This window comes from Pseudomonas sp. GYB4201 (assembly GCF_056312595.1).
Genome location: NZ_JBWGIG010000010.1, coordinates 25,398 through 49,169 on the forward strand (window position 1 = coordinate 25,398; position 23,772 = coordinate 49,169).

The following is a 23,772-nucleotide window of genomic DNA, read 5'->3' on the forward strand; positions in this document are numbered from 1 at the left end:
TGGTTGGGCAGACCTTAGAAGGTCTGGCCCAGGGAGAATTGGAAGATCTGGGTTTCGGCGTTGTCAGGCTTCTTGACCGGCATGCCCAGGGCAAAGCTCAACGGGCCCAGTGCGGTAACCCAGGTCACGCCCAGACCGACGGAAGCAGCCATTTCTGAGAAGTCGACGCTGGTGCAGTTCACAGAAGTCTTCGCACAATTGGTATTGAAGGTGCTACCCATGTCGAGGAACAGCGAGGTACGCAGCGAACGCTGGTCCTTCACGAATGGCATAGGGAACAGGACTTCCGCACCACCGGTAACCAGGACGTTACCACCAAAGGCTTGCGGGCTCTGGTCAGGGTCTGCCTTGTTCGGCGTGCTGCGCGGGCCCAGCGTGCTGTCCTTGAAGCCACGAACAGAGTTGAAGCCACCGGCGTAGTAGTTTTCATAGAACGGCAGGCCCGAGGTCGAACCGTAGCCATCGCCGTAGCCCAGTTCCGAGTGCAGGCGCAGGGTATAGGTATCGGTGATCGGGGTAAACAGCTGGCCGCGATAGTCGACTTTGTAGAACGCCAGATCACTACCTGGCGTCGTGGTTTCGAACGTCAGGCTCTGCGAGTGGCCACGGGTCGGCAAGGTGCCTTTGTTCAGGGTCGAATCGGACCAGCCAACCGAGGCTTTCAAGTTGGTGAAGCTGTCGCCTTCTTTATCTACAAAGTCAGTGATTTCCTGAACGGTGTAGGTACCGGTGCTGATGGTGTCGCGTTGCAGCGTCAAGCCGTAGGTCAGGCGCGACGTCTCGCTGATCGGGTAACCGAAGGTTACGCCGGCACCGTAGCTGTCCACCGAGTAGTTGGCGATATCGACGTCGAGGTCGCTGTAGTCGGTCTTGCGGTAGAAGGCGTTGTAACCCAGGCTCACGCCGTCCGGCGTGAAGTACGGGTCGACGTAGCTGAAGTTGTAGCGGGTCTGGTACTCGGACTTGGTCAGGCCGATGGAGACCTTGTTACCGGTACCCAGGAAGTTGCTCTGGCTGATCGAGCCACCCAGGATCAGGCCGGCGCTCTGGGCGAAACCAACGCTGGCGGTGATCGAACCGGAGGCTTGTTCCTCTACCGAGTAGTTCACGTCAACCTGGTCGTCCACGCCCGGTACGGCCGGGGTCTCGACGTTGACTTCCTTGAAGTAGCCCAAACGCTCCAGGCGGGTCTTGGACTGGTCGATCAGGTAGGTGGAAGCCCAACCGCCTTCCATCTGGCGCATTTCACGGCGCAGTACCTTGTCGTCGGTCTTGGTGTTGCCGCGGTAGTTGATGCGGTTCACGTAGGCACGCTTGCCCGGGTCGACCACGAAGGTGATGTCCACGGTGTGGTCGTCGTCATGCGGGGTAGGCACGCCGTTGACGTTGGCAAAGGTGTAGCCGTCGTTGCCCAGGCGGCGGGTGATCAGCTCGCTGGTGGTGGTCATCAGTTTGCGCGAGAACACCTGGTCCTTCTGCACCAGCAGCAGCGCCTTGACCTGGTCTTCAGGCACTTTCAGGTCGCCGGAGAGCTTCACGTCACGAACGGTGTACTTCTGCCCTTCGTTGATGTTGACGGTGATGTAGACGCTCTTCTTGTCCGGGGTGATCGACACCTGGGTGGAAGCGATGTCCATGTTGATGTAGCCGCGGTCCAGGTAGTAGGAACGCAGGCGTTCAAGGTCGCCGGAGAGCTTTTCCCGGGCGTACTTGTCGTCGTTCTTGAAGAACGACAGCCAGTTGGTGGTCTTGAGCTGGAACTGATCGGTCAGTTCCTCTTCGGAGAACACCGTGTTGCCCACCACGTTGATGTGCTGGATGGCAGCGACGGTGCCTTCGTTGATCTTGATCTTCAGGCTGACGCGGTTGCGCGGCTGCGGCACCACCTCGGCGTCGACGGTGGCCGTGTAGCGGCCCTGGGCGACGTACTGGCGTTGCAGCTCGTTGCGCACGCCTTCAAGGGTGGCACGCTGGAAGATCTCGCCCTCGGCAAGACCGGACTGCTTCAGGCCTTTCATCAGGTCCTCAGTGGAAATAGCCTTGTTGCCCTCGATCTCGATACTGGAGACCGACGGGCGTTCGACTACACTGATGACCAGGACGTTGCCGTCGCGGCCCAGCTGGATATCCTGAAAGAAACCGGTCTTGAACAGCGCGCGAGTGGAATCCACGAGGCGTCGATCATCCGCTTCGTCGCCAACGTTCAATGGCAAGGCACCAAACACGCTGCCGGCGGATACCCGCTGCAAGCCGTTGACACGAATATCAGTGATTTTGAAGGACTCGGCGTGAACTTCGGTGACCATCAATGCGGCAAGAACCGCAGTAAGCAGCAGACGTTTCATGAAGTCCTTTCTTATTCCAACTGGCAATAAGCAAACTGCCGCAAAGGCGGCAGGTTTGCAATTGAGCGAAGCTTTACAGTCGACCCAAATCGTTGATCAGGGCAAGCAACATCACCCCGACTACCAAACTGATACCGATCTGGATCCCCCAACCCTGTACCCGATCCGAAACTGGGCGACCACGCACCCATTCGATCAGGTAGAACAGCAAGTGCCCCCCATCCAACACGGGGATGGGCAGCAAATTCAGAACCCCCAGGCTAATGCTCAGATAGGCGAGGAAATTCAGGAAATCCCCAACGCCCGACTGGGCTGAAGCGCCCGCCACTTTAGCAATGGTTATCGGTCCACTCAAGTTTTTTACCGAGAGCTCGCCGAAGAGCATTTTCTTTAGCGAATCAAGGGTCAGCACACTCATGGTCCAGGTGCGCCGGGCGCCCTCGCCGATGGCGGCAAGCGGGCCGTAGCTGACCTCACGGGTCATTTCCGGCGGCCACTCCACAGCCTTCACCCCAGCCCCCATGTAGCCCGCAGCAGCCTTGCCTTCGCCGCGGGTGGCCAGGGTCACCGGCACATCCAACAGCTGGCCATCACGCTGCACGTGCAGGGTGATCTTGCCGTCGGGGCGCTGGCGCACCAGGTCCACGACCTGCTGCCAATCGCCCAGCGCCTGGCCATCCAGCGCCAGCAGGCGGTCGCCGGCTTTCAGACCAGCGGCCTGGGCCGGGCCCTTGGGATCCAGCTCGGCCAGCACCGGCTCCAGCGCCGGACGCCATGGGCGAATACCCAGGGAATGAATCGGGTCGGGCTCGTCGGTGCCCTGCAGCCAGTGGTCCAGCGCCAGGGTATGCGGCTCATCGGCCGTGGAACCCTGGGGACGCACGTTGATCTGCAGCGAACCGCTCTCGCCCAGGCGACGGACCAGCTGCAGGTTGACCTGGGACCAACCGCTGGTGGCTTCGCCATCTACTGAAACAATTTCACTGCCCGCGCTCAGGCCGGCCACTGCCGCGATACTGCCCGGCTCGACGGCACCGATCACCGGCTTGACCTGCTGGCTGCCCAGCATCGCCAGCACCCAGAAGAAGAAGATGGCCAACAGGAAGTTGGCCACGGGGCCGGCGGCGACGATGGCAATGCGCTGCCCGACCTTCTTGCGGTTGAACGCCTGGTCCAGCTGCTCGGCCGGCACCTCGCCCTCGCGCTCATCGAGCATTTTCACGTAGCCACCCAAGGGGATGGCCGCTACCACGTATTCGGTGCCCTGGCGGTCATGCCAGCGCAACAGCGGCAGGCCGAAGCCCACGGAGAAACGCAGAACCTTGACACCACAGCGTCGCGCGACCCAGAAATGGCCGAATTCGTGAAAGGTAACCAGCACACCCAGCGCCACCAGGGTACCGACAATCATGTAGAGCGCACTCATAACTCTCTCCGAATTGCGTCGCGGCGCCAATCAACCGGGGTGTGCATGCACACGCCGGCGATCAACGCCCGTGGCGATTCAACCATTGCCCCGCCAGCTCGCGGGCCCGGGCATCGGCGGCAAACACCGCGTCCAGCGCGTCCAGGGCCACCACCGGCTCCTGCTCCAGCACATCCTCGATCATACGCGCGATCTCGGGATAACGGATGCGCCGCTCAAGAAATGCCGCCACTGCCACTTCGTTGGCAGCGTTGAGCATCGCCGGCGCGCTATTGCCGGCCTGGGCAGCCTGCCGCGCCAGGCGCAGGCAAGGGAAGCGCTGCTCGTCGGGGGCTTCGAAATCCAGCCGGCCGACGGCGAACAGGTCCAGCGGCGCAACCCCCGAATCCATGCGCGCCGGCCAGGCCAGCGCGTGGGCGATAGGGGTGCGCATGTCGGGGTTGCCCAACTGCGCCAGCACCGAGCCGTCGACATAATCGACCATGGAGTGAATCACACTTTGGCGATGCACCACCACCTCGACCTGCTCGGGCCGCGCGTCGAACAGCCAGCAGGCCTCGATCAGTTCCAGGCCCTTGTTCATCATGCTGGCCGAATCCACGGAAATCTTGCGCCCCATGGACCAGTTCGGGTGCGCGCAGGCCTGCTCGGGGGTCACGTGTTCGAGGTCGGCCAGCGGCGTCTCGCGGAACGGGCCGCCACTGGCGGTCAGCAGGATGCGGCGCACGCCGACATTGCCCAGGCCACGGCTGAAATCACCGGGCAGGCACTGGAAGATGGCGTTGTGTTCGCTGTCGATGGGCAGCAGCACTGCGCCGCTGCGGCGCACCGCCTGCATGAACAGCGCGCCGGACATCACCAGCGCCTCCTTGTTGGCCAGCAAGACCTTCTTGCCCGCCTCCACGGCCGCCAGCGTCGGGCGCAGGCCCGCGGCGCCGACAATGGCCGCCATCACCGCGTCCACGCGCGGGTCGGCAGCCACCTGGCACAGACCCTGCTCGCCGATCAGCACCTGGGTCGCCAGCCCGGCGGCACGCAGCCCCGCCTCCAGCTGGCGCGCGCCCGCCTCGTCCGCCACCACGGCCACCTGGGGCTGGTGCTTGACGCACAACGCCAGCAGCTCCTGCAGGCGCGAATGGCCGGTGAGCGCGAACACCTGGTACAGGTCCGGGTGGCGCGCCACCACGTCCAGGGTGCTCAGGCCGATGGAGCCGGTGGCACCGAGCACGGTAATCATCTGTGGCTTGTTCACAGGGGACTCCAGTTGGCAGCCCAGAGCAGCACGGCGAACACCGGCACCGCAGCGGTCAGGCTGTCGATGCGGTCCAGCACGCCGCCATGGCCCGGCAGCAGGTTGCTGCTGTCCTTGATACCCGCGCGGCGCTTGAACATGCTTTCGGTCAGGTCACCGACCACCGACAGCGCTACCACGATGGCCGCGCCAATCAGGCACAGCAGGGTTTCACCGATGCCCCAGTGACGCACCTGGCCAACCACCAGGGTAATCAGCAGGCTCACCGCCATGCCACCGTAGAAGCCCGCCCAGCTCTTGCCGGGGCTGACCTGCGGGGCCAGCTTGGCCTTGCCGAACGCCCTGCCGGAGAAGTAGGCGCCAATGTCGGCAGCCCAGACCAGCACCATCACCGCCAGGACCAGCCAGTTGCCTTGGCCCTGGGCCTTGATCAGCACCAGGCCCTGCCAGGCGGGCAGCAGGATCAGCAGGCCGATCAACAGCTTGCAGGCCACGCTGGCCCACTGCTTGCTGGTGCGCGGGAACGTCAGCACCAGGAACGTTGCCACGCCCCACCAGATCAGCGCAGCGGCCAGCACGAACGGCGCCAGCGCAGGCGACAGGTACAGGAAGAACAGGATGGCGGCTACCACGGCGGCAAAGCCCACGCGCGCACCCTGGGCCTCGAAACCGGCCAGGCGCGCCCATTCCCAGGCGCCCAGGGTCACTACCAGGCCGATGAACAGGGCAAAGCCCGCCCCTTCGAGCAGGAAGAAGCCGCACAGGGCGATCGGCAGCAGGATCAGCGCTGTAATGATGCGTTGTTTAAGCATTAAGCACGGGCTCCGGCTTCGACCTGCTCGCTCGTCTTACCGAAGCGGCGCTGGCGCGAAGCGAAATCGGCCAGCGCGGTGCGCATGGCGTCGTGTTTGAAGTCCGGCCAGAACAGGTCGGAGAAATACAGCTCGGCGTAGGCCAGCTGCCAGAGCAGGAAGTTGCTGATGCGTCGCTCACCCCCCGTGCGGATGCACAGGTCAGGCAACGGCAGGTCGCCGGTGGACAGGCAGGTCTGCAACAACCCGGGAGTAATGTCGTCCGGGCGCAGGTGCCCGGCCTGGACTTCGCGGGCCAGGCGCTGTGCGGCCTGGGCGATGTCCCACTGGCCGCCATAGTTGGCGGCGATCTGCAGTACGAAGCGGTCATTGCCGGCGGTCAACGCCTCCGCTTCACGCATGGCAGCCTGCAACTCGGGGTGAAAGCGCGAGCGATCACCGATGATGCGCAGGCTGATGCGGTTTTCATTCAGGCGCCGCGCTTCCCGGCGCAGGGCCGAGAAGAACAGTTCCATCAGGGCCCCGACCTCTTCGGCCGGGCGTTGCCAGTTCTCGCTGGAGAAGGCAAAGAGGGTCAGGACCTCGACCTTCGCCTCTGCACACACCTCGATGACGGCACGAACGGCGTCCACGCCGGCCTTGTGCCCGGCGATACCGGGCAACAGGCGCTTCTTCGCCCAGCGATTATTCCCATCCATGATGATCGCAACGTGTCGCGGCACCGAAGACGGCGCAGTCTGCTTGGTCTTTTCCATGGAAACGCGCGGATCCTTCTTATACAGCCATCAAGTCGGCTTCTTTCTGCTTCACGGCCACTTCGATTTCGGCAACGAATTTGTCGGTCAACTTCTGGACGTCATCGGCGGCACGACGTTCTTCGTCTTCGCTGATTTCCTTTTCCTTGACCAGGTCTTTCAGCTGGCCCAGGGCGTCACGACGGATGTTACGCACGGCAACGCGACCGTCTTCAGCGGCTTCACGGGCCTGCTTGGTGAAGCCCTTGCGGGTTTCTTCGGTCAGGGCCGGCATGGTGATCAGCAGCAACTCACCCAGGTTGGTTGGGTTGAAGCCCAGGCCCGAGCTCTGGATAGCCTTGTCGACGGCAGCCAGCATGTTGCGCTCGAACGCCACGACCTGCAGGGTGCGCGAGTCTTTAACAGTGACGTTGGCCACCTGGTTCAGCGGGGTGTCAGCGCCGTAGTAAGGCACCATCACGCCGCCCAGGATGCTGGGGTGCGCCTGACCGGTACGGATGCGGCTGAACGCGTGGGCCAGCGATTCCAGGGATTTCTGCATGCGCTCTTGAGCGTCTTTCTTGATTTCGTTGATCATTCTTCGCCTTCCTCGATCAGAGTTCCTTCAGCGCCGCCCACTACGATATTCAGCAGAGCGCCTGGCTTGTTCATGTTAAACACCCGCAACGGCATGTTGTGGTCGCGGCACAGGCAGATGGCGGTCAGGTCCATCACGCCCAGCTTGCGGTCCAGCACCTCATCGTACGTCAGGCGGTCAAATTTCTCAGCATGCGGATCCTTGAATGGATCGGCAGTGTACACACCATCCACCTTGGTTGCCTTCAACACCACGTCGGCACCGATTTCGATGGCGCGCAGGCACGCTGCGGAGTCGGTGGTGAAGAACGGGTTGCCGGTACCGGCAGCGAAGATCACCACGTCACCGGACTTGAGCAGGCGGTCGGCCTTGCGGCGGTCGTAGTGGTCGGTCACGCCAACCATGGTGATCGCCGACATGACGATGGCGGGGATGTTGGAGCGCTCCAGCGCATCGCGCATGGCCAGGGCGTTCATCACCGTGGCGAGCATGCCCATGTGGTCACCGGTAACGCGGTCCATGCCGGCTTCGCTCAGGGCGGCACCACGGAACAGGTTGCCGCCACCGATGACCAGGCCGACCTGCACGCCGATACCTACCAGCTGGCCAACTTCCAGGGCCATGCGGTCCAGCACCTTCGGGTCGATGCCGAAGTCTTCCGAGCCCATCAGGGCCTCGCCGCTAAGTTTGAGCAAAATGCGTTTATAGCGAGGTTGACGACCACTAACCTGCTGAGCCATTGCGAATCTCTCCTGCGGCGTTAAAAAATTCTGGGCGGGCTGTTTGCAGCCTGCGCTAACTCTAGCTTGGCGCTGCTACAGCGCCATCGGAAGCGGCCTTGTAAGCCACGATTCCGCCTTTCACTTTGACAAAGAGGCTGCGCGCGTGAGCGGGCAGCCTCTTTGGGACGACAGCGGTTAGACCGTCTTACTGCTTGGCAGCAGCCAGCTGAGCGGCAACTTCTTCAGCGAAGTTGTCAACTGGCTTCTCGATGCCTTCACCGACCTTGAAGTAGGTGAACGAAACGATTTCAGCGCCAGCTTTCTTGGCCAGGTCGCCAACCTTGACTTCAGGGTTCTTGACGAACGGCTGCTCGACCAGGGAAGCCTCGGCCAGGAACTTCTTGATGCGACCATCGATCATGTTCGCAACGATGTTCTCAGGCTTGCCTTTCATCTTCTCTTCGTTCAGCTGCAGGAACACGGCTTTCTCGCGTTCGATGGCTTCGGCGGAGACTTGCGATGGCAGCAGGAACTCTGGGTTGCTGGCAGCCACGTGCATGGCGATGTCTTTGGCCAGCTCGGCGTTGCCGCCTTTCAGGGCAACCACTACGCCGATCTTGTTACCGTGCAGGTAAGCGTCGACCACGTCGCCTTCAACGCGAACCAGGCGGCGAATGTTGACGTTTTCGCCAACTTTGGCAACCAGGGCTTCGCGAGCAGCTTCCTGAGCGGCGATCAGCGGAGCTGCGTCGGTCAGTTTGTCGGCCAGGGCTTTTTCAACGCTGGCAGCCACGAAGTTCTTGAAGTCGTCCTGCAGGGCCAGGAAGTCGGTCTGCGAGTTGACTTCCAGGATGACGGCCGACTTGTTGTCAGCGTCAACTTTAACGGCGATAGCGCCTTCAGCGGCAACGTTGCCAGCCTTTTTGGCGGCCTTGATGGCGCCCGAGGCACGCATGTCGTCGATCGCTTTTTCGATGTCGCCGCCAGCCTTGGTCAAGGCCTTTTTGCAGTCCATCATGCCTTCGCCGGTACGCTCGCGCAGTTCTTTGACCAACGCTGCAGTAATTTCTGCCATTTCAAAATCCTCTTGGATAGGTTTTCAACCATTCCACCCGATTGGCACGGGCGCTCAATTCTTGAACACTGCCAGCTACTGCGTTAAAAAAATGCAATGACTACGCAGACAGGTTCTCGAGGTGGCAAAAAGGGGGCCTAGCCCCCTTTTTGCGTACCGAGTAAACGCTGGGCGTCTAGACTCAGCCTTCTACCGCTGCAGCAGGAGCGTCCTGGACGTACTCTTCAGTACCGCCAGCAACGTGGTTGCGGCCACGGATAACGGCGTCAGCCATCGAACCCATGTACAGCTGGATGGCGCGGATGGCGTCATCGTTACCTGGGATGATGTAGTCAACGCCTTCTGGGCTGGAGTTGGTATCGACTACGCCGATAACCGGGATACCCAGCTTGTTGGCTTCGGTGATCGCGATGCGCTCGTGATCAACGTCGATAACGAACAGTGCGTCAGGCAGGCCGCCCATGTCCTTGATACCACCCAGGGAGCGATCCAGTTTTTCCAGATCACGGGTGCGCATCAGGGCTTCTTTCTTGGTCAGCTTGGCAAAGGTGCCATCTTCGGCCTGGGTTTCCAGGTCGCGCAGACGCTTGATCGAAGCACGGATGGTTTTGAAGTTGGTCAGCATGCCGCCCAACCAGCGGTGGTCGACGTACGGCGAACCGCAACGTGCTGCTTCTTCAGCAACGATCTTGCCAGCCGAACGCTTGGTGCCGACGAACAGGATCTTGTTCTTGCCCTGGGCCAGGCGCTCAACGAAAGTCAGAGCTTCGTTGAACATTGGCAGGGTTTTTTCGAGGTTGATGATGTGAATCTTGTTGCGCGCGCCGAAAATGTACTTGCCCATTTTCGGGTTCCAGTAACGGGTCTGGTGGCCGAAGTGCACACCGGCCTTCAGCATATCGCGCATATTGACTTGGGACATGATAGTTCCTTGATAAGTCGGGTTAGGCCTCCACGTACCCCAATGACCAACCAGCAGCTAGAGCTGAAGGCACCCAGGTCATCGTGCCGGCACGTGTGTGGGTTTGTGCTTTCGGGGCTATCCCCGGAAAGCGGCGCATTTTATACCACAGAACCTTTGCCAGCGAAACCCGAATTCACGTTGTCGATCAACGACTTTTGCGTGGAAGCTTGTTTCGCGCAACAATGGCCCCATGACTCTATATAGAGAAGCGATGCCTGGCGACAGTTCCCGCTGCCGTACGTCTGGTAGAATCGTTTCATTCCGTGTTTGCCTGCGCCGCCGTGCGCCCAGAGAGCCCGTATGACCGTTACCATCAAAACTCCCGAGGACATCGAGCACATGCGCGTTGCCGGCCGCCTGGCCGCGCAAGTGCTGGAAATGATCGAGCCCCACGTCAAGCCCGGCGTGACCACGGAAGAGCTGGACCGCCTGTGCCATGACTTCATCGTCAACGAGCAGAAGGCCATCCCGGCCCCGCTGAACTACAAGGGCTTCCCCAAGTCGATCTGCACCTCGATCAACCACGTGGTCTGCCACGGCATTCCCGGTGACAAGGTGCTCAAGGATGGCGACACCCTGAACATCGACGTCACCGTGATCAAGGACGGCTACCACGGCGACACCAGCCGCATGTTCCACGTCGGCACCGTGCCGGCCTGGGCCGAGCGCCTGTCCAAGGTCACCCAGGAATGCATGTACAAGGCCATCGAGCTGGTGAAGCCGGGCTGCCGCCTGGGCGACATCGGCGAAGTGATCCAGAAACACGCCGAAAAGAATGGTTTCTCTGTGGTGCGCGAGTTCTGCGGCCACGGCATCGGCAAGGTGTTCCACGAAGAGCCGCAGATTCTGCACTACGGCCGCGCTGGCACCGGCATGGAACTCAAGGAAGGCATGACCTTCACCATCGAGCCGATGATCAACCAGGGCAAGGCCGACACCAAGGTGCTGGGCGACGGCTGGACCGCCATCACCAAGGACCGCAAGCTGTCGGCGCAGTGGGAACATACCCTGGTGGTGACTGCCACCGGCTACGAGATTTTCACCCTGCGCGCGGACGACACCATCCCACGCGTCTCGGCCTGACCCCGTAGCAGCTGCCGCACGCGGCGTCCGCGCGCACCGCCGACGCAGCCTGCGGCAGCTGCTACGCAATCTTCAACTTCAGCATGTAAAGGCCATTCGATGCCCCAGGTGGATCCGGAGTTGTTCGATCGCGGCCAGTTCCAGGCGGAACTGGCCCTCAAGGCGAGCCCCATCGCCGCGTTCAAGAAAGCCATTCGCCAGGCCCGCGACGTGCTGGACGGACGCTTTCGCGCCGGCCGCGATATTCGCCGGCTGATCGAGGACCGCGCCTGGTTCGTCGATAACATCCTGCAGCAGGCCTGGAAACAGTTCGACTGGAGCGACGAAGCCGACATCGCCCTGGTGGCCGTGGGCGGCTATGGCCGTGGCGAGCTGCACCCCTACTCCGACATCGACCTGCTGATTCTGCTGGAAAGCTCGGACCACGAGATTTTCCGCGACTCCATCGAGCGTTTTCTCACGCTGCTGTGGGACATCGGCCTGGAAGTGGGCCAGAGTGTGCGCTCCATCGACGAGTGCGCCGAACAGGCCCGCGCCGACCTCACCATCATCACCAACCTGATGGAAAGCCGCACCGTGGCCGGCCCCGAGCGCCTGCGCAAGCGCATGCTGGAAGTCACCGGCACCGCGCACATGTGGCCCAGCAAGGATTTCTTCCTGGCCAAGCGCGCCGAGCAGAAAGCCCGGCACCACAAGTACAACGACACCGAATACAACCTGGAGCCCAACGTCAAGGGCTCCCCGGGCGGCCTGCGCGACATCCAGACCATCCTCTGGGTGGCCCGCCGCCAGTACGGCACCCTGAACCTGCACGCCCTGGCCGGCGAAGGCTTCCTGCTGGAAAGCGAGAACAACCTGCTGGCCAGTTCCCAGGAATTCCTGTGGAAGGTGCGCTACGCCCTGCACATGCTGGCCGGGCGCGCCGAAGACCGCCTGCTGTTCGACCACCAGCGCACCATCGCCGGCCTGCTGGGCTTCAAGGACAGCGACGCGAAGCTGGCCATCGAACGCTTCATGCAGAAGTACTACCGCGTGGTGATGAGCATCGCCGAGCTCAGCGACCTGATCATCCAGCACTTCGAGGAAGTGATCCTCGCCGATGACGTGGGCAGCGTTACCCTGCCCATCAACTCGCGCTTCCAGCTGCACGACGGCTACATCGAGGCGGTGCACGCCAACGTGTTCAAGCGCACGCCGTTCGCCATGCTGGAAATTTTCGTGCTGATGGCGCAGAACCCCGAAATCAAGGGCGTACGCGCAGATACCATCCGCCTGCTGCGCGAACATCGCCACCTGATCGACGACGATTTCCGCAACGACATTCGCAACACCAGCCTGTTCATCGAGCTGTTCAAGTGCGAGATCGGCATCCACCGCAACCTGCGCCGCATGAACCGCTACGGCATCCTGGGCCGCTACCTGCCCGAGTTCGGCCACATCGTGGGGCAGATGCAGCACGACCTGTTCCACATCTATACGGTGGACGCGCACACGCTGAACCTGATCAAGCACCTGCGCAAGCTGCAGTACACGCCGGTGTCGGAGAAATTCCCGCTGGCCAGCAAGCTCATGGGCCAGCTGCCCAAGCCCGAGCTGATCTACCTGGCCGGCCTGTACCATGACATCGGCAAGGGCCGCCAGGGCGACCACTCCGACCTGGGTGCGGTGGACGCCGAGGCGTTCTGCCAGCGCCACCAGCTGCCCGTGTGGGACAGCCGCCTGATCGTGTGGCTGGTGCAGAACCATCTGGTGATGTCGACCACCGCCCAGCGCAAGGACCTCTCCGACCCGCAGGTGATCCACGATTTCGCCCAGCTGGTGGGCGACCAGACGCACCTGGACTACCTCTACGTGCTGACCGTGGCCGACATCAACGCCACCAACCCCAGCCTGTGGAACAGCTGGCGCGCCAGCCTGCTGCGCCAGCTGTTCACCGAGACCAAGCGCGCCCTGCGCCGCGGCCTGGAGAACCCGCTGGACCGCGAGGAGCAGATTCGCCAGACCCAGAGCGCGGCCCTGGATATCCTGGTGCGCGCCGGCACCGACCCCGACGACGTCGAGCAGCTGTGGTCGCAACTGGGCGACGACTATTTCCTGCGCCACACCGCCGGCGACGTCGCCTGGCACAGCGACGCCATCCTTCAGCAGCCGCTGGACGGCGGCCCGCTGGTGCTGATCAAGGAAACCACCCAGCGCGAGTTCGAGGGCGGCACGCAGATCTTCATCTACGCGCCCGACCAGCACGACTTCTTCGCCGTGACCGTGGCGGCCATGGACCAGCTCAACCTGAACATCCATGACGCGCGCATCATCACTTCCAGCAGCCAGTTCACCCTCGACACCTACATTGTCCTGGACACCGACGGCGGCTCGATCGGCGACAACCCGGTGCGCGTCAAGGAGATCCGCAGCGGCCTCACCGAGGCCCTGCGCAACCCCGATGACTACCCCACCATCATCCAGCGTCGGGTGCCGCGCCAGCTCAAGCATTTTGCCTTCGCGCCCCAGGTCACCATTCATAACGATGCCCAGCGCCCGGTGACTATCCTGGAGCTCAGCGCCCCGGACCGTCCCGGCCTGCTAGCGCGCATCGGCAAGATTTTCCTGGAGTTCGACCTGTCGTTGCAGAACGCCAAGATCGCCACCCTGGGCGAACGGGTGGAAGACGTGTTCTTCATCACCGACGCCGACAACCAACCGCTTTCCGACCCGCAACTGTGCAGCCGCCTGCAGGATGCCATCGTCGACCAACTGAGTGTCAGCCAGCCGCAGGGCGTCGAGCTGTCGCGCCTGAGCATTTAGAGGAACATTCGTGAACAACGCTTTGAACCAGCTGCAGCCCTACCCGTTCGAGAAATTGCGCAAGCTGCTGGGCGCCGTCACGCCCAACCCGGACAAGCGCGCCATTGCCCTGTCCATCGGCGAGCCCAAGCACCGCTCGCCCAGCTTCGTGGCCGAAGCGCTGAGCGCCAACCTCGACCAGATGGCCGTGTACCCCACCACCCTGGGCATCCCGGCCCTGCGCGAGGCCATCGGCGCCTGGTGCGAGCGCCGCTTCAACGTGCCGGCCGGCTGGATCGACCCGGCGCGCCACGTGCTGCCGGTGAACGGCACCCGCGAGGCGCTGTTCGCCTTCACCCAGACCGTGGTCGAGCGCAGCGACGATGGCCTGGTGGTCAGCCCCAACCCGTTCTACCAGATCTACGAAGGCGCGGCCCTGCTGGCCGGCGCCACGCCGCACTACCTGCCGTGCCTGGACAGCAACGGTTTCAACCCCGACTTCGACGCCGTTACGGCTGACGTCTGGGACCGCTGCCAGATCCTGTTCCTGTGCTCGCCCGGCAACCCCACCGGCGCCCTGGTGCCGATGGACACCCTGAAGAAACTGATCGCCCTTGCCGACAAGCACGACTTCGTGATTGCCGCCGATGAGTGCTACAGCGAGCTGTACTTCGACGAGCAAACCCCGCCACCCGGCCTGCTTAGCGCCTGCGTGGAACTGGGCCGCAGCGACTTCAAGCGTTGCGTGGTGTTCCACAGCCTGTCCAAGCGTTCGAACCTGCCGGGCCTGCGCTCGGGCTTCGTCGCCGGCGACGCCGAGATCCTCAAGGCGTTCCTGCTGTACCGCACCTACCACGGCTGCGCCATGCCCGTGCAGACCCAACTGGCCAGCATCGCCGCCTGGAACGACGAAGTGCACGTGCGCGCCAACCGCGCCCTGTACCGCGAGAAGTTCGATGCCGTGCTGGAAATCCTGGCGCCGGTGCTGGACGTGCAGCGCCCGGACGGCAGCTTCTACCTGTGGCCGAAGGTGCCGATGGATGACGCGCAGTTCTGCCAGCAGCTGTTCGAGCAGCAGCACGTGACCGTGGTGCCGGGCTCGTACCTGTCCCGCGACGTGGATGGCGTAAACCCGGGTGCCGGCCGCGTGCGCATGGCCCTGGTCGCGCCCCTGGCCGAGTGCGTGGAAGCCGCCGAGCGCATTCGCGACTTCGTCAGCCAGCGCTAAACCCCTGACGCGGCCTGGCGGCCACTGCTACGGGATCGCGTAGCAGCGGCCACCAGGCCGCGTCAGCACCCTCCCAGTCAACCGACCGAGGGCCGGGTCACCCCCAGGTTCGCCTCGCTCAGGTCCAACTCGCTGAGAATCTCGCGTAGCACGTCATCACCAATATGGTGATGGCGGCGCAGGTCATACAGCTCCAGGCGCTGGGCGCGCAGGCCGCGGATACGGAGGCGGCGCTCCAGTTGGTCCATCAGCAGGGCCTGCGCCTGGGCCTCGGCGGAGTCGTTGAACACGTCCAGCTGGTGGCGGTACTCGGACATGATCTGCGCCTTCAACTCGGTGGCCAGCGCGGCCTGGGCGGCATCGGGCGCAGGCGCGGCCGGGTCGTTCACCTCTTCGGTTTCCAGCGCACGAATGGCCGCCTCGGCGGTACGCCGCCACACCTCGCGCACCTCCTTGCGCAACGCCTCGTCGGAGGTCTTCTCCACCCCGCGCAACAACAGCGGCAGGGCCACGCAGGCGGCGATCAACGACAACAAAATCACCCCCGCAGCGATGAAGATCAGCAGGTCGCGCTCAGGAAAATCCTGCCCTGCGCCCAGCAGCAACGGCACCGACATCACGCCCGCCAGGGTCACGGCGCCGCGCACGCCACCCACGGTCAGCAGCCAGCAGGACCGGGCCGTTGGCAGCATGGTGATGGTGGCCTTGCCGGTCCAGCGGCGCAGCATGCTGATAAAACGCCAGGTGCTCTGCACCCAGATGAAGCGCAGCACCACCAGCACCAGGAAAATCCCGGCGACATCGAACAGGCGGTAGCCCAGGGTCGGCCACAGCGAGGCCTCGTGACTGGTGACTGCCTTGATGATGTCCGGCAGTTGCAGGCCCAACAGCAGGAAGATCAGGCCGTTGAAGGCGAACTCCAGCAGCGACCAGACGCTGCGGTTGAGCAGGCGGGTGCTGGTCTGCCGCGGCAGCAGGTCGAGCCAGCTCTGCATCATGCCGGCGGCCACCGCCGAGAGAATGCCCGAGGCGCCCAGGCGCTCGGCCAGCACGTAGGCGGCGAACGGCAGCAACAGCATGAACACCACGTGGGTGGCCGGGTCATCCCAGCCGCGGGCGATCATCCACAGGCGCAGGCGCCCCACCAGCCAGCTCAACGCCACGCCGATGGCCAGGCCACCCACAGCCACCAGCACGAAGGTCAGGCTGGCCTCGGCCAGCGAGAAATAGCCGGTAACGGCGGCGGCCAGGGCGAACTTGAAGGTCACCAGGCCCGAGGCATCGTTCATCAGCGCCTCGCCCTGCAGGATGCGCATCAGCGGCGTGGGCAGCTTGTCCTGGGCAATCGCCGACACCGCCACGGCGTCGGTGGGCGACAGCACGGCCGCCAGGGCGAAGGCCACCGGCAGCGGGATGGTCGGCAGCAGCCAGTGAATGAAGTAGCCCGCCCCCACCACGGTAAACAGCACCAGGCCCACCGCCAGCATCAGGATCGAGCCACGGTAGCGCCACAGGTCGCGCTTGGGCATGCGCCAGCCGTCGGCGAACAGCAGCGGCGGCAGGAACAGGAACAGGAACAATTCGGGGTCCAGCACCACGTGCAGCCCCAGGCTGGGCCAGGCCAACAAGGCCCCGGCGGCGATCTGCACCAGTGGCAGCGGAATCGGGATCACCCTCGCCACCAGCCTGCTCAGGCCCACCAGCATCAGCAGGATCAGGACGGTGTAGGCGGTTTGCATAAGACAGTCTTCCCTCTTGCTTCACACGTGCCGGGCGGAATGGAACAGCCCGAACATTAAACGATACATCTTAACCACCCAAGGCTGTCGTGGCGCCTGCACCATGGTCGCAGGCAAAGCCATCGCACCTTTGACGAACGCTTTGAAGCACATTGCAAGGCAACAGTCATGGCGCCGAAAGAATCGATGCCGCATAATTCGTCGATTCGTATTCAGGAGACCGCAGGGCATGGCCGCGTTCCGCACGGGCCGCCCCCTTTGAACCATGGCTTACACACTGTTCGGCATCAAGGCCTGCGACACCATGAAAAAAGCCCGCACCTGGCTCGACGAGCACGGAGCCGCTTACGAATTCCATGACTACAAGACCCAGGGCATCGACCGCGAGCACCTGGAGCAATGGTGCGGCGAACACGGCTGGGAAGTCGTGCTGAACCGCGCCGGTACTACCTTCCGCAAGCTCGCTGACGAGCAGAAGGCCGATCTGGACCAGGCCCGCGCCATCGATCTGATGCTCGCCCAGCCGTCCATGATCAAGCGCCCGGTGCTGGACCTTGGCCACCGGACCCTCGTGGGCTTCAAGCCCGATATTTATGCGGCGGCCGTCCAGCAATAATGCTGGCAACAGGCCCCATTCATTTGCAAAGAGGTAACTGCATGTCCACTACCCTGTTCAGCCTGGCTTTCGGCGTCGGCACCCAGAATCGCAACGGCGCCTGGCTTGAAGTGTTCTACGCACAACCCCTGGTGTCGCCGTCGGCCGAACTGGTCGCCGCGGTCACCCCTGTCCTGGGCTACACCGGTGGCAACCAGGCTATCAGCTTCACCACCGCCCAGGCCTCGCAGCTGGCCGAAGCCCTGAAAGGCGTCGACGCCGCCCAGGCCGCCCTGCTCACCCGCCTGGCCGAGAGCCACAAGCCGCTGGTCGCCACCTTGCTGGCCGAAGACGCCGCGCTGACCTCCACCCCAGAGGCCTACCTGAAGCTGCACCTGCTGTCGCACCGCCTGGTCAAGCCGCACGGCGTCAGCCTGGCCGGCATCTTCCCGCTGCTGCCAAACGTGGCCTGGACCAGCCAGGGCGCCGTCGACCTGGCCGAACTGGCCGAGCTGCAACTGGAAGCGCGCCTGAAGGGCGAGCTGCTGGAAGTGTTCTCGGTGGACAAGTTCCCGAAAATGACCGACTACGTGGTACCGGCTGGCGTGCGTATCGCCGATGCCGCCCGTGTGCGCCTGGGCGCCTACATCGGCGAAGGCACCACCATCATGCACGAAGGCTTCGTCAACTTTAACGCCGGCACCGAAGGTCCTGGCATGATCGAAGGCCGCGTGTCGGCTGGCGTGTTCGTCGGCAAGGGTTCGGACCTGGGCGGCGGCTGCTCCACCATGGGCACCCTGTCGGGCGGCGGCAACATCGTCATCAAGGTCGGCGAAGGCTGCCTGATCGGCGCCAACGCCGGTATCGGCATCCCATTGGGTGACCGCAACACCGTGGAAGCTGGCCTGTACATCACCGCCGGCACCAAGGTAGCCCTGCTGGACGAAAGCAACCAGCTGGTCAAAGTGGTCAAGGCCCGTGACCTGGCTGGCCAGACCGACCTGCTGTTCCGTCGCAACTCGGAAACCGGCGCTGTGGAATGCAAGACCCACAAGTCGGCCATCGAGCTGAACGAAGCGCTGCACGCTCACAACTAAGCGGCACCGCGCAGGCCCGGCAGCGTGCCGGGCCTGCCTGCCCAGAGCCCCAATCCCATGTTCCAGCCCTCCCCCTGGCGCGCCGATTTTCCGGCCATCGCCGCCCTGCAACGCCAGCACCAGACGTATCTGGACAATGCGGCAACCACGCAGAAACCCCAGGCCCTGCTCGATGCATTGGCCCACTATTACAGCCACGGCGCCGCCAACGTGCACCGTGCGCAGCACCTGCCAGGCGCCTTGGCCACTCAAGCGTTCGAAGCCAGCCGCGAGAAAGTCGCGCAATGGCTCAATGCTGCCAGTCCCAGCCAGGTGGTCTTCACCCACGGCGCCACCAGCGCCCTGAACCTGCTGGCCTACGGGCTGCAGGCGCACTTCCAGCCCGGTGACGAAATCGTCATCAGCGCCCTGGAGCACCACGCCAACCTGCTGCCCTGGCAACAGCTGGCCCAGCGCGCCAACTTGAAACTGGTGGTGCTGCCGCTGACCGTCAATGGGCTGATCGACCTCGACGCAGCCGCCAGCCTGATCGGCCCGCGCACCCGGCTGCTGGCCGTCAGCCAGCTGTCCAACGTGCTCGGCGCCTGGCAGCCGCTCGAGCTTTTGCTGGCCCTGGCCCGCGCCCAAGATGCCCTGACGGTGGTCGACGGTGCCCAGGGCGTGGTGCATGGCCGTCATGACGTGCAGCAACTGGGCTGCGACTTCTACGTGTTCTCCAGCCACAAGCTGTACGGCCCGGATGGCGTCGGCGTGCTCTACGGCCGCAGCGAAGCGCTGGGCAAACTGGCCCACTGGCAATTCGGCGGCGAGATGGTGCACGTGGCCGACTACCACAGCGCCAGCTTCCACCCTGCGCCGCTGGGCTTCGAGGCCGGCACCCCACCCGTGGCCGGCGTGATCGGCCTGGGCGCCACCCTGGATTACCTGGCCAGCCTCGACCACGAAGCCGTCACGGCCCACGAAAACGCCCTGCACGGCCTGCTGCTGCGCGGCCTCAACGACCGCGAGGGCGTGCGTCTGCTGGGCACCCCGCAACTGGCCCTGGCCAGCTTCGTGGTGGACGGCGTGCACAACGCCGACCTGGCGCACCTGCTCACCGAACAGGGCATTGCCGTGCGCGCCGGGCACCATTGCGCCATGCCGCTGCTGAAAAGCCTGGGGCTGGCCGGTGCCATTCGCGTGTCGCTGGCGCTGTACAACGACAGCGACGACCTGCAGCGCTTTTTCGACGCGCTGGACAAGTCGTTGGAGTTGCTGCGATGAGGCTGCCCGTGCACGCCGCCGAGGCCTTGCAGGCCTTCGAACAAGCTGCGGGCTGGGAACAGCGCGCACGCCTGCTGATGCAGTGGGGCGAGCGCCTGGCGCCGCTCGCCGACGAAGAGAAAACCGCCGAGCACCTGGTGCACGGCTGCGAAAGCCAGGTGTGGCTGATCGCTACCCAGGTGGATGGCCAATGGCAGTTCCGCGCCGGTAGCGATGCGCGGCTGATTCGCGGCTTGCTGGCGCTGCTGCTGGTGCGGGTCGAAGGGTTGAGCGCTGCCGAACTGGCGGCGCTGGACCTGCCGGCATGGTTCCAGCAGCTAGGGCTGGGCCGTCAGTTGTCGCCGTCGCGCAGCAATGGCTTGAACGCGGTGCTCAAGCGCATGGCGGAGCTGGCAGCGCCCTGACGCCACGCTCGGACGGGCGGCGCACACCCGCCACCAACTTATCCACCGCCCGCGCCGCCGCGACCATGCCGAAGGTCGCGGTCACCATCATCACCGCACCGAACCCTCCGGCGCAGTCCAGCTTCACCCCTTCGCCCACGAACGCCTTGGTCAGGCACACGCCGCCCTTGTTGTCCGGGTAGCGCAGCTGCTCGGTGGAATACACGCACGGCACGCTGTAATGCCGGGTGGTGTTACGGGAGAAACCGTAGTCACGACGCAGGGTGGAGCGCACGTTGGCCGCCAGCGGGTCGTTGTGGGTGCGGTTCAGGTCGCAGACCTTGATCTGCGTGGGGTCGATCTGCCCGCCCGCACCGCCGGTGGTGATGATGCCGATCTTGCGGCGCTTGCACCAGGCGATCAGCGCCGCCTTGGCGAGCATGCTGTCGATGCAGTCGATCACGAAGTCCAGGTCCGGGGTGATGTACTCGGCCATGGTCTCGCGGGTCACGAAATCGCTGACCGCGTGCACCGTGCACGCCGGGTTGATCGCGCGCAGGCGCTCGGCCATCACCTCGACCTTGGGCTTGCCGACGTTGCCGTCCAGGGCATGCAACTGGCGGTTGACGTTGCTCACGCAGACATCGTCCAGGTCGAACAGCGAAATCTCGCCCACGCCGCTGCGGGCCATGGCTTCAGCCGCCCACGAGCCCACGCCGCCGATGCCGACGATGGCCACATGGGCGGCGCGCAGGCGCTGCATGCCCTCGCGACCGTACAGCCGGGTAACACCTTCGAAACGTGGATCTTCTGTGCTCATGGACCTGGACCTCAAAAACCGGCGCGCATTATAGGCCTGTAGCACGCACAGATCACCTGTGGCGTTTAATGCGCTACAACTAATAGCAGGCAAGAACTTAAACAAAAAATTCCAATCTAAACGTATGTTTTCAGACATCTCCTATACACACTTGTAACGTGCAGAGTAGGATGCGCGCCGGTTCGGCGCCCGTCGCCGGCACTCCCCCGTTCCCCCGCTTCGGAACCCAAGCCCCCATGTCATCGCGTAAATTTGGTCTCAACCTGGTGGTAGTCGTCGCGATCGCGGCCCTATTCACGGGTTTCTGGGCGTTGATCAACCGCCCGGTCAGCGCCCCCGACTGGCCTGAACAAATCTCCGGCTTCTCTTACTCGCCTTTCCGCCTGGGCCAAAGCCCGCAGAAAGAGCAGTACCCCACTGACGACGAAATTCGTCAGGACCTCGAGCAGATGAGCAAGCTGACCGACAGCATCCGCATCTACTCGGTGGACGGCACCCAGGCCGACATTCCGAAAATCGCCGAGGAGTTCGGCCTGCGCGTCACCGTGGGCGTGTGGATCAGCCCCGACCTTGAGCGCAACGAACGCGAAATTGCCAAGGCCATCGAACTGGCCAACACCACCCGCAGCGTCGTGCGCGTGGTGGTCGGCAACGAAGCGCTGTTCCGCAAGGAAGTGACCGTCAAGGACCTGGAAGGCTACCTGGACCGCGTCCGTGCCGCCGTGAAGGTGCCGGTGACCACATCCGAGCAATGGCACATCTGGGAACACAACCAGTCGCTGGCCAAGCACGTGGATCTGATTGCCGCGCACATCCTGCCGTACTGGGAATTCATCCCGATGGACAAGGCCGGCCAGTTCGTCCTCGACCGGGCGCGGGAACTCAAGCACATGTTCCCGAAAAAGCCGCTGCTGCTGTCTGAAGTGGGCTGGCCAAGCAACGGCCGCATGCGCGGTGGCGCCGACGCCACCCAGGCCGACCAGGCCATTTACCTGCGCACCCTAGTCAACAAGCTCAACCGCCAGGGCTACAACTACTTCGTGATCGAAGCCTACGACCAGCCGTGGAAGGCCAGCGACGAAGGCTCGGTGGGCGCGTACTGGGGCGTGTTCAACGCTGCGCGCCAGCAGAAATTCAACTTCGAAGGCCCAGTCGTGGCCATTCCGCAATGGCGCGTGCTCGCCATTGGCTCGGTGGTGCTGGCCATGTTGTCCCTGGCCCTGCTGCTGATCGACGGCTCGGCCCTGCGCCAGCGTGGCCGCACCTTCCTGACCTTCATCGCGTTCCTGTGTGGCTCGGTGCTGGTGTGGATCGGCTATGACTACAGCCAGCAATACAGCACCTGGTTCAGCCTGACGGTCGGCTTCCTGCTGGCCCTGGGCGCCCTGGGCGTGTTCATCGTACTGCTGACCGAAGCCCACGAACTGGCCGAGGCCGTGTGGACGCACAAGCGCCGCCGCGAGTTCCTGCCGGTGGAGGGCGACTCCAACTACCGGCCGAAAGTGTCCATCCACGTGCCGTGCTACAACGAGCCGCCGGACATGGTCAAACAGACCCTGGACGCCCTGGCGGCACTGGATTACCCGGACTACGAAGTCCTGATCATCGACAACAACACCAAGGACCCCGCGGTGTGGGAGCCAGTGCAGGCCTACTGCGAACTGCTGGGCCCGCGCTTCAAGTTCTTCCACGTCGCGCCCCTGGCCGGTTTCAAGGGCGGTGCGCTGAACTACCTGATCCCGCACACCGCGCCGGACGCCGAAGTGATCGCCGTGATCGACTCCGACTACTGCGTGGACCGCAACTGGCTCAAGCACATGGTGCCGCACTTCGCCGATCCGAAGATCGCCGTGGTGCAATCGCCGCAGGACTACCGCGACCAGAACGAAAGCACCTTCAAGAAGCTCTGCTACTCCGAGTACAAGGGCTTCTTCCACATCGGCATGGTCACCCGTAACGACCGTGACGCGATCATCCAGCACGGCACCATGACCATGACCCGCCGCTCGGTGCTCGAAGAGCTGGGCTGGGCCGACTGGTGCATCTGCGAAGACGCCGAGCTGGGCCTGCGGGTGTTCGAGAAAGGGTTGTCGGCGGCGTACTACCACCACAGCTACGGCAAGGGCCTGATGCCCGACACCTTCATCGACTTCAAGAAGCAGCGTTTCCGCTGGGCCTACGGCGCTATCCAGATCATCAAGCGCCACACCGCCAGCCTGCTGCGCGGCAAGGACACCGAGCTGACCCGCGGCCAACGCTACCACTTCCTGGCGGGCTGGCTGCCGTGGGTGGCCGATGGCATGAACATCTTCTTCACCGTGGGCGCCCTGCTGTGGTCGGCGGCGATGATCATCGTGCCGCAACGGGTCGACCCACCGCTGCTGATCTTCGCGATCCCGCCCCTGGCGCTGTTCGTGTTCAAGGTGGGCAAGATCGTGTTCCTGTACCGTCGCGCCGTGGGCGTGAACCTCAAGGACGCGTTCGCCGCCGCCCTGGCTGGCCTGGCATTGTCGCACACCATTGCCAAGGCAGTGCTGTACGGCTTCTTCACCACCAGCATCCCGTTCTTCCGCACCCCGAAGAACGCTGACAGCCACGGCCTCCTGGTGGCCATCTCGGAGGCCCGCGAGGAGCTGTTCATCATGCTGCTGCTGTGGGGCGCGGCTGGCGGTATCTGCTTCGTGCAGGGCCTGCCGAGCTCCGACATGCGCTTCTGGGTGGCCATGCTGCTGGTGCAGTCGCTGCCCTACCTGGCGGCGCTGGTGATGGCATTCCTGTCGTCGCTGCCCAAACCGGCGCCGGCGCCGGAACCGGTGACTGCGCAGTAACCTGAAGAGAGGCCCGCAAATGCGGGC

Annotated in this window: 19 protein-coding genes; 8 read left to right on the plus strand and 11 right to left on the minus strand. The window is 63.7% G+C overall.

The features are described 5' to 3' along the window. Positions 1-14: 14 nt before the first annotated feature. The 9 genes from bamA to rpsB all read right to left on the minus strand — a co-directional run bounded on the left by bamA (position 15) and on the right by rpsB (position 9,886). The gene (gene bamA / locus AC0Z2B_RS11580) at positions 15-2,345 is read right to left on the minus strand and encodes an outer membrane protein assembly factor BamA (protein WP_476296772.1); all 2,331 of its coding nucleotides are present in this window, start codon (positions 2,343-2,345) and stop codon (positions 15-17) included. A gap of 73 nt (positions 2,346-2,418) precedes the next feature. Next, a complete protein-coding gene (gene rseP / locus AC0Z2B_RS11585) occupies positions 2,419-3,771 on the minus strand; it encodes a sigma E protease regulator RseP (protein ID WP_476296774.1) in 1,353 nt (450 codons plus the stop codon). A gap of 61 nt (positions 3,772-3,832) precedes the next feature. Continuing rightward, positions 3,833-5,023: a 1-deoxy-D-xylulose-5-phosphate reductoisomerase gene (gene ispC, locus AC0Z2B_RS11590; RefSeq protein WP_476296776.1), complete on the minus strand. Its 1,191-nt coding sequence runs from the start codon at positions 5,021-5,023 to the stop codon at positions 3,833-3,835. After that, positions 5,020-5,835, minus strand: a complete 816-nt coding sequence (locus AC0Z2B_RS11595; protein ID WP_476296778.1) for a phosphatidate cytidylyltransferase — start codon at positions 5,833-5,835, stop codon at positions 5,020-5,022. Before AC0Z2B_RS11595 ends, ispC begins: the two co-directional genes overlap by 4 nt. Next, on the minus strand, positions 5,835-6,590 hold the full coding sequence (gene uppS / locus AC0Z2B_RS11600; protein ID WP_416422844.1) for a polyprenyl diphosphate synthase: 756 nt from the start codon (positions 6,588-6,590) through the stop codon (positions 5,835-5,837). Before uppS ends, AC0Z2B_RS11595 begins: the two co-directional genes overlap by 1 nt. A 19-nt stretch (positions 6,591-6,609) precedes the next feature. After that, the gene (gene frr, locus AC0Z2B_RS11605) at positions 6,610-7,167 is read right to left on the minus strand and encodes a ribosome recycling factor (RefSeq protein ID WP_416422843.1); all 558 of its coding nucleotides are present in this window, start codon (positions 7,165-7,167) and stop codon (positions 6,610-6,612) included. Further along, positions 7,164-7,907, minus strand: a complete 744-nt coding sequence (pyrH, locus tag AC0Z2B_RS11610) for a UMP kinase (protein ID WP_008366369.1) — start codon at positions 7,905-7,907, stop codon at positions 7,164-7,166. Before pyrH ends, frr begins: the two co-directional genes overlap by 4 nt. A 187-nt stretch (positions 7,908-8,094) precedes the next feature. After that, complete coding sequence (gene tsf / locus AC0Z2B_RS11615) at positions 8,095-8,964, minus strand: translation elongation factor Ts (protein WP_473005598.1); 870 nt, start codon at positions 8,962-8,964, stop codon at positions 8,095-8,097. 181 nt (positions 8,965-9,145) lie between these two features. Then, positions 9,146-9,886, minus strand: coding sequence for a 30S ribosomal protein S2 (gene rpsB, locus AC0Z2B_RS11620; RefSeq protein ID WP_249672328.1), 741 nt, complete (start codon positions 9,884-9,886; stop codon positions 9,146-9,148). 342 nt (positions 9,887-10,228) lie between these two features. On the opposite strand from rpsB, the gene map reads away from it, so the two are divergent. The 3 genes from map (at position 10,229) to dapC (ending at position 15,020) form a co-directional block, all read left to right on the plus strand. After that, complete coding sequence (gene map / locus AC0Z2B_RS11625) at positions 10,229-11,011, plus strand: type I methionyl aminopeptidase (protein ID WP_277962027.1); 783 nt, start codon at positions 10,229-10,231, stop codon at positions 11,009-11,011. Positions 11,012-11,110: 99 nt separating this feature from the next. After that, positions 11,111-13,813 carry a [protein-PII] uridylyltransferase gene (locus AC0Z2B_RS11630; RefSeq protein ID WP_416422841.1) on the plus strand — a complete coding sequence of 901 codons (2,703 nt, stop codon included), beginning with the start codon at positions 11,111-11,113 and terminating at the stop codon, positions 13,811-13,813. Between the two features lie 10 nt (positions 13,814-13,823). Further along, positions 13,824-15,020, plus strand: coding sequence for a succinyldiaminopimelate transaminase (dapC, locus tag AC0Z2B_RS11635; RefSeq protein WP_476296781.1), 1,197 nt, complete (start codon positions 13,824-13,826; stop codon positions 15,018-15,020). 77 nt (positions 15,021-15,097) lie between these two features. On the opposite strand, the gene AC0Z2B_RS11640 is transcribed toward dapC, so the two are convergent. After that, a complete protein-coding gene (locus AC0Z2B_RS11640; protein WP_476296783.1) occupies positions 15,098-16,759 on the minus strand; it encodes a Na+/H+ antiporter in 1,662 nt (553 codons plus the stop codon). Positions 16,760-17,024: 265 nt separating this feature from the next. Here AC0Z2B_RS11640 and AC0Z2B_RS11645 point away from each other — a divergent pair, with 265 nt between their 5' ends. Genes AC0Z2B_RS11645 through AC0Z2B_RS11660 form a run of 4 tightly spaced genes read left to right on the plus strand, consistent with a single transcriptional unit; the run spans position 17,025 to position 20,118 of the window. After that, positions 17,025-17,375 carry an ArsC family reductase gene (locus AC0Z2B_RS11645; protein ID WP_476296785.1) on the plus strand — a complete coding sequence of 117 codons (351 nt, stop codon included), beginning with the start codon at positions 17,025-17,027 and terminating at the stop codon, positions 17,373-17,375. 41 nt (positions 17,376-17,416) lie between these two features. Then, positions 17,417-18,451 (plus strand): 2,3,4,5-tetrahydropyridine-2,6-dicarboxylate N-succinyltransferase, encoded by a 1,035-nt coding sequence (gene dapD / locus AC0Z2B_RS11650; RefSeq protein WP_476296787.1) that lies wholly within the window; start codon positions 17,417-17,419, stop codon positions 18,449-18,451. 57 nt (positions 18,452-18,508) lie between these two features. Further along, positions 18,509-19,714: a cysteine desulfurase gene (locus AC0Z2B_RS11655; protein WP_476296789.1), complete on the plus strand. Its 1,206-nt coding sequence runs from the start codon at positions 18,509-18,511 to the stop codon at positions 19,712-19,714. Then, positions 19,711-20,118: a SufE family protein gene (locus AC0Z2B_RS11660; RefSeq protein ID WP_476296791.1), complete on the plus strand. Its 408-nt coding sequence runs from the start codon at positions 19,711-19,713 to the stop codon at positions 20,116-20,118. The genes AC0Z2B_RS11655 and AC0Z2B_RS11660 overlap by 4 nt, the downstream gene beginning before the upstream one ends. Here the strand turns inward: AC0Z2B_RS11660 and tcdA are convergent. Next, entirely contained in the window at positions 20,087-20,917 is an 831-nt protein-coding gene (gene tcdA / locus AC0Z2B_RS11665; RefSeq protein ID WP_476296793.1) for a tRNA cyclic N6-threonylcarbamoyladenosine(37) synthase TcdA, read from the minus strand. The genes AC0Z2B_RS11660 and tcdA overlap by 32 nt on opposite strands. Before the next feature lie 236 nt (positions 20,918-21,153). Here tcdA and AC0Z2B_RS11670 point away from each other — a divergent pair, with 236 nt between their 5' ends. Next, the gene (locus tag AC0Z2B_RS11670) at positions 21,154-23,745 is read left to right on the plus strand and encodes a glycosyltransferase (RefSeq protein WP_476296795.1); all 2,592 of its coding nucleotides are present in this window, start codon (positions 21,154-21,156) and stop codon (positions 23,743-23,745) included. Positions 23,746-23,772 lie beyond the last annotated feature (27 nt).

Bases quoted from the DNA above. Each gene is read 5' to 3' on its own strand.
- AC0Z2B_RS11655 (WP_476296789.1), top strand. From the start codon at position 18,509: ATGTTCCAGCCCTCCCCCTGGCGCGCCGATTTTCCGGCCATCGCCGCC.
- AC0Z2B_RS11670 (WP_476296795.1), top strand. From the start codon at position 21,154: ATGTCATCGCGTAAATTTGGTCTCAACCTGGTGGTAGTCGTCGCGATC.
- rpsB (WP_249672328.1), bottom strand. From the start codon at position 9,886: ATGTCCCAAGTCAATATGCGCGATATGCTGAAGGCCGGTGTGCACTTC.
- bamA (WP_476296772.1), bottom strand. From the start codon at position 2,345: ATGAAACGTCTGCTGCTTACTGCGGTTCTTGCCGCATTGATGGTCACC.
- uppS (WP_416422844.1), bottom strand. From the start codon at position 6,590: ATGGAAAAGACCAAGCAGACTGCGCCGTCTTCGGTGCCGCGACACGTT.
- dapD (WP_476296787.1), top strand. From the start codon at position 17,417: ATGTCCACTACCCTGTTCAGCCTGGCTTTCGGCGTCGGCACCCAGAAT.
- frr (WP_416422843.1), bottom strand. From the start codon at position 7,167: ATGATCAACGAAATCAAGAAAGACGCTCAAGAGCGCATGCAGAAATCC.
- tsf (WP_473005598.1), bottom strand. From the start codon at position 8,964: ATGGCAGAAATTACTGCAGCGTTGGTCAAAGAACTGCGCGAGCGTACC.
- AC0Z2B_RS11630 (WP_416422841.1), top strand. From the start codon at position 11,111: ATGCCCCAGGTGGATCCGGAGTTGTTCGATCGCGGCCAGTTCCAGGCG.
- AC0Z2B_RS11645 (WP_476296785.1), top strand. From the start codon at position 17,025: ATGGCTTACACACTGTTCGGCATCAAGGCCTGCGACACCATGAAAAAA.
- pyrH (WP_008366369.1), bottom strand. From the start codon at position 7,907: ATGGCTCAGCAGGTTAGTGGTCGTCAACCTCGCTATAAACGCATTTTG.
- AC0Z2B_RS11595 (WP_476296778.1), bottom strand. From the start codon at position 5,835: ATGCTTAAACAACGCATCATTACAGCGCTGATCCTGCTGCCGATCGCC.
- AC0Z2B_RS11660 (WP_476296791.1), top strand. From the start codon at position 19,711: ATGAGGCTGCCCGTGCACGCCGCCGAGGCCTTGCAGGCCTTCGAACAA.
- AC0Z2B_RS11640 (WP_476296783.1), bottom strand. From the start codon at position 16,759: ATGCAAACCGCCTACACCGTCCTGATCCTGCTGATGCTGGTGGGCCTG.
- rseP (WP_476296774.1), bottom strand. From the start codon at position 3,771: ATGAGTGCGCTCTACATGATTGTCGGTACCCTGGTGGCGCTGGGTGTG.
- tcdA (WP_476296793.1), bottom strand. From the start codon at position 20,917: ATGAGCACAGAAGATCCACGTTTCGAAGGTGTTACCCGGCTGTACGGT.
- map (WP_277962027.1), top strand. From the start codon at position 10,229: ATGACCGTTACCATCAAAACTCCCGAGGACATCGAGCACATGCGCGTT.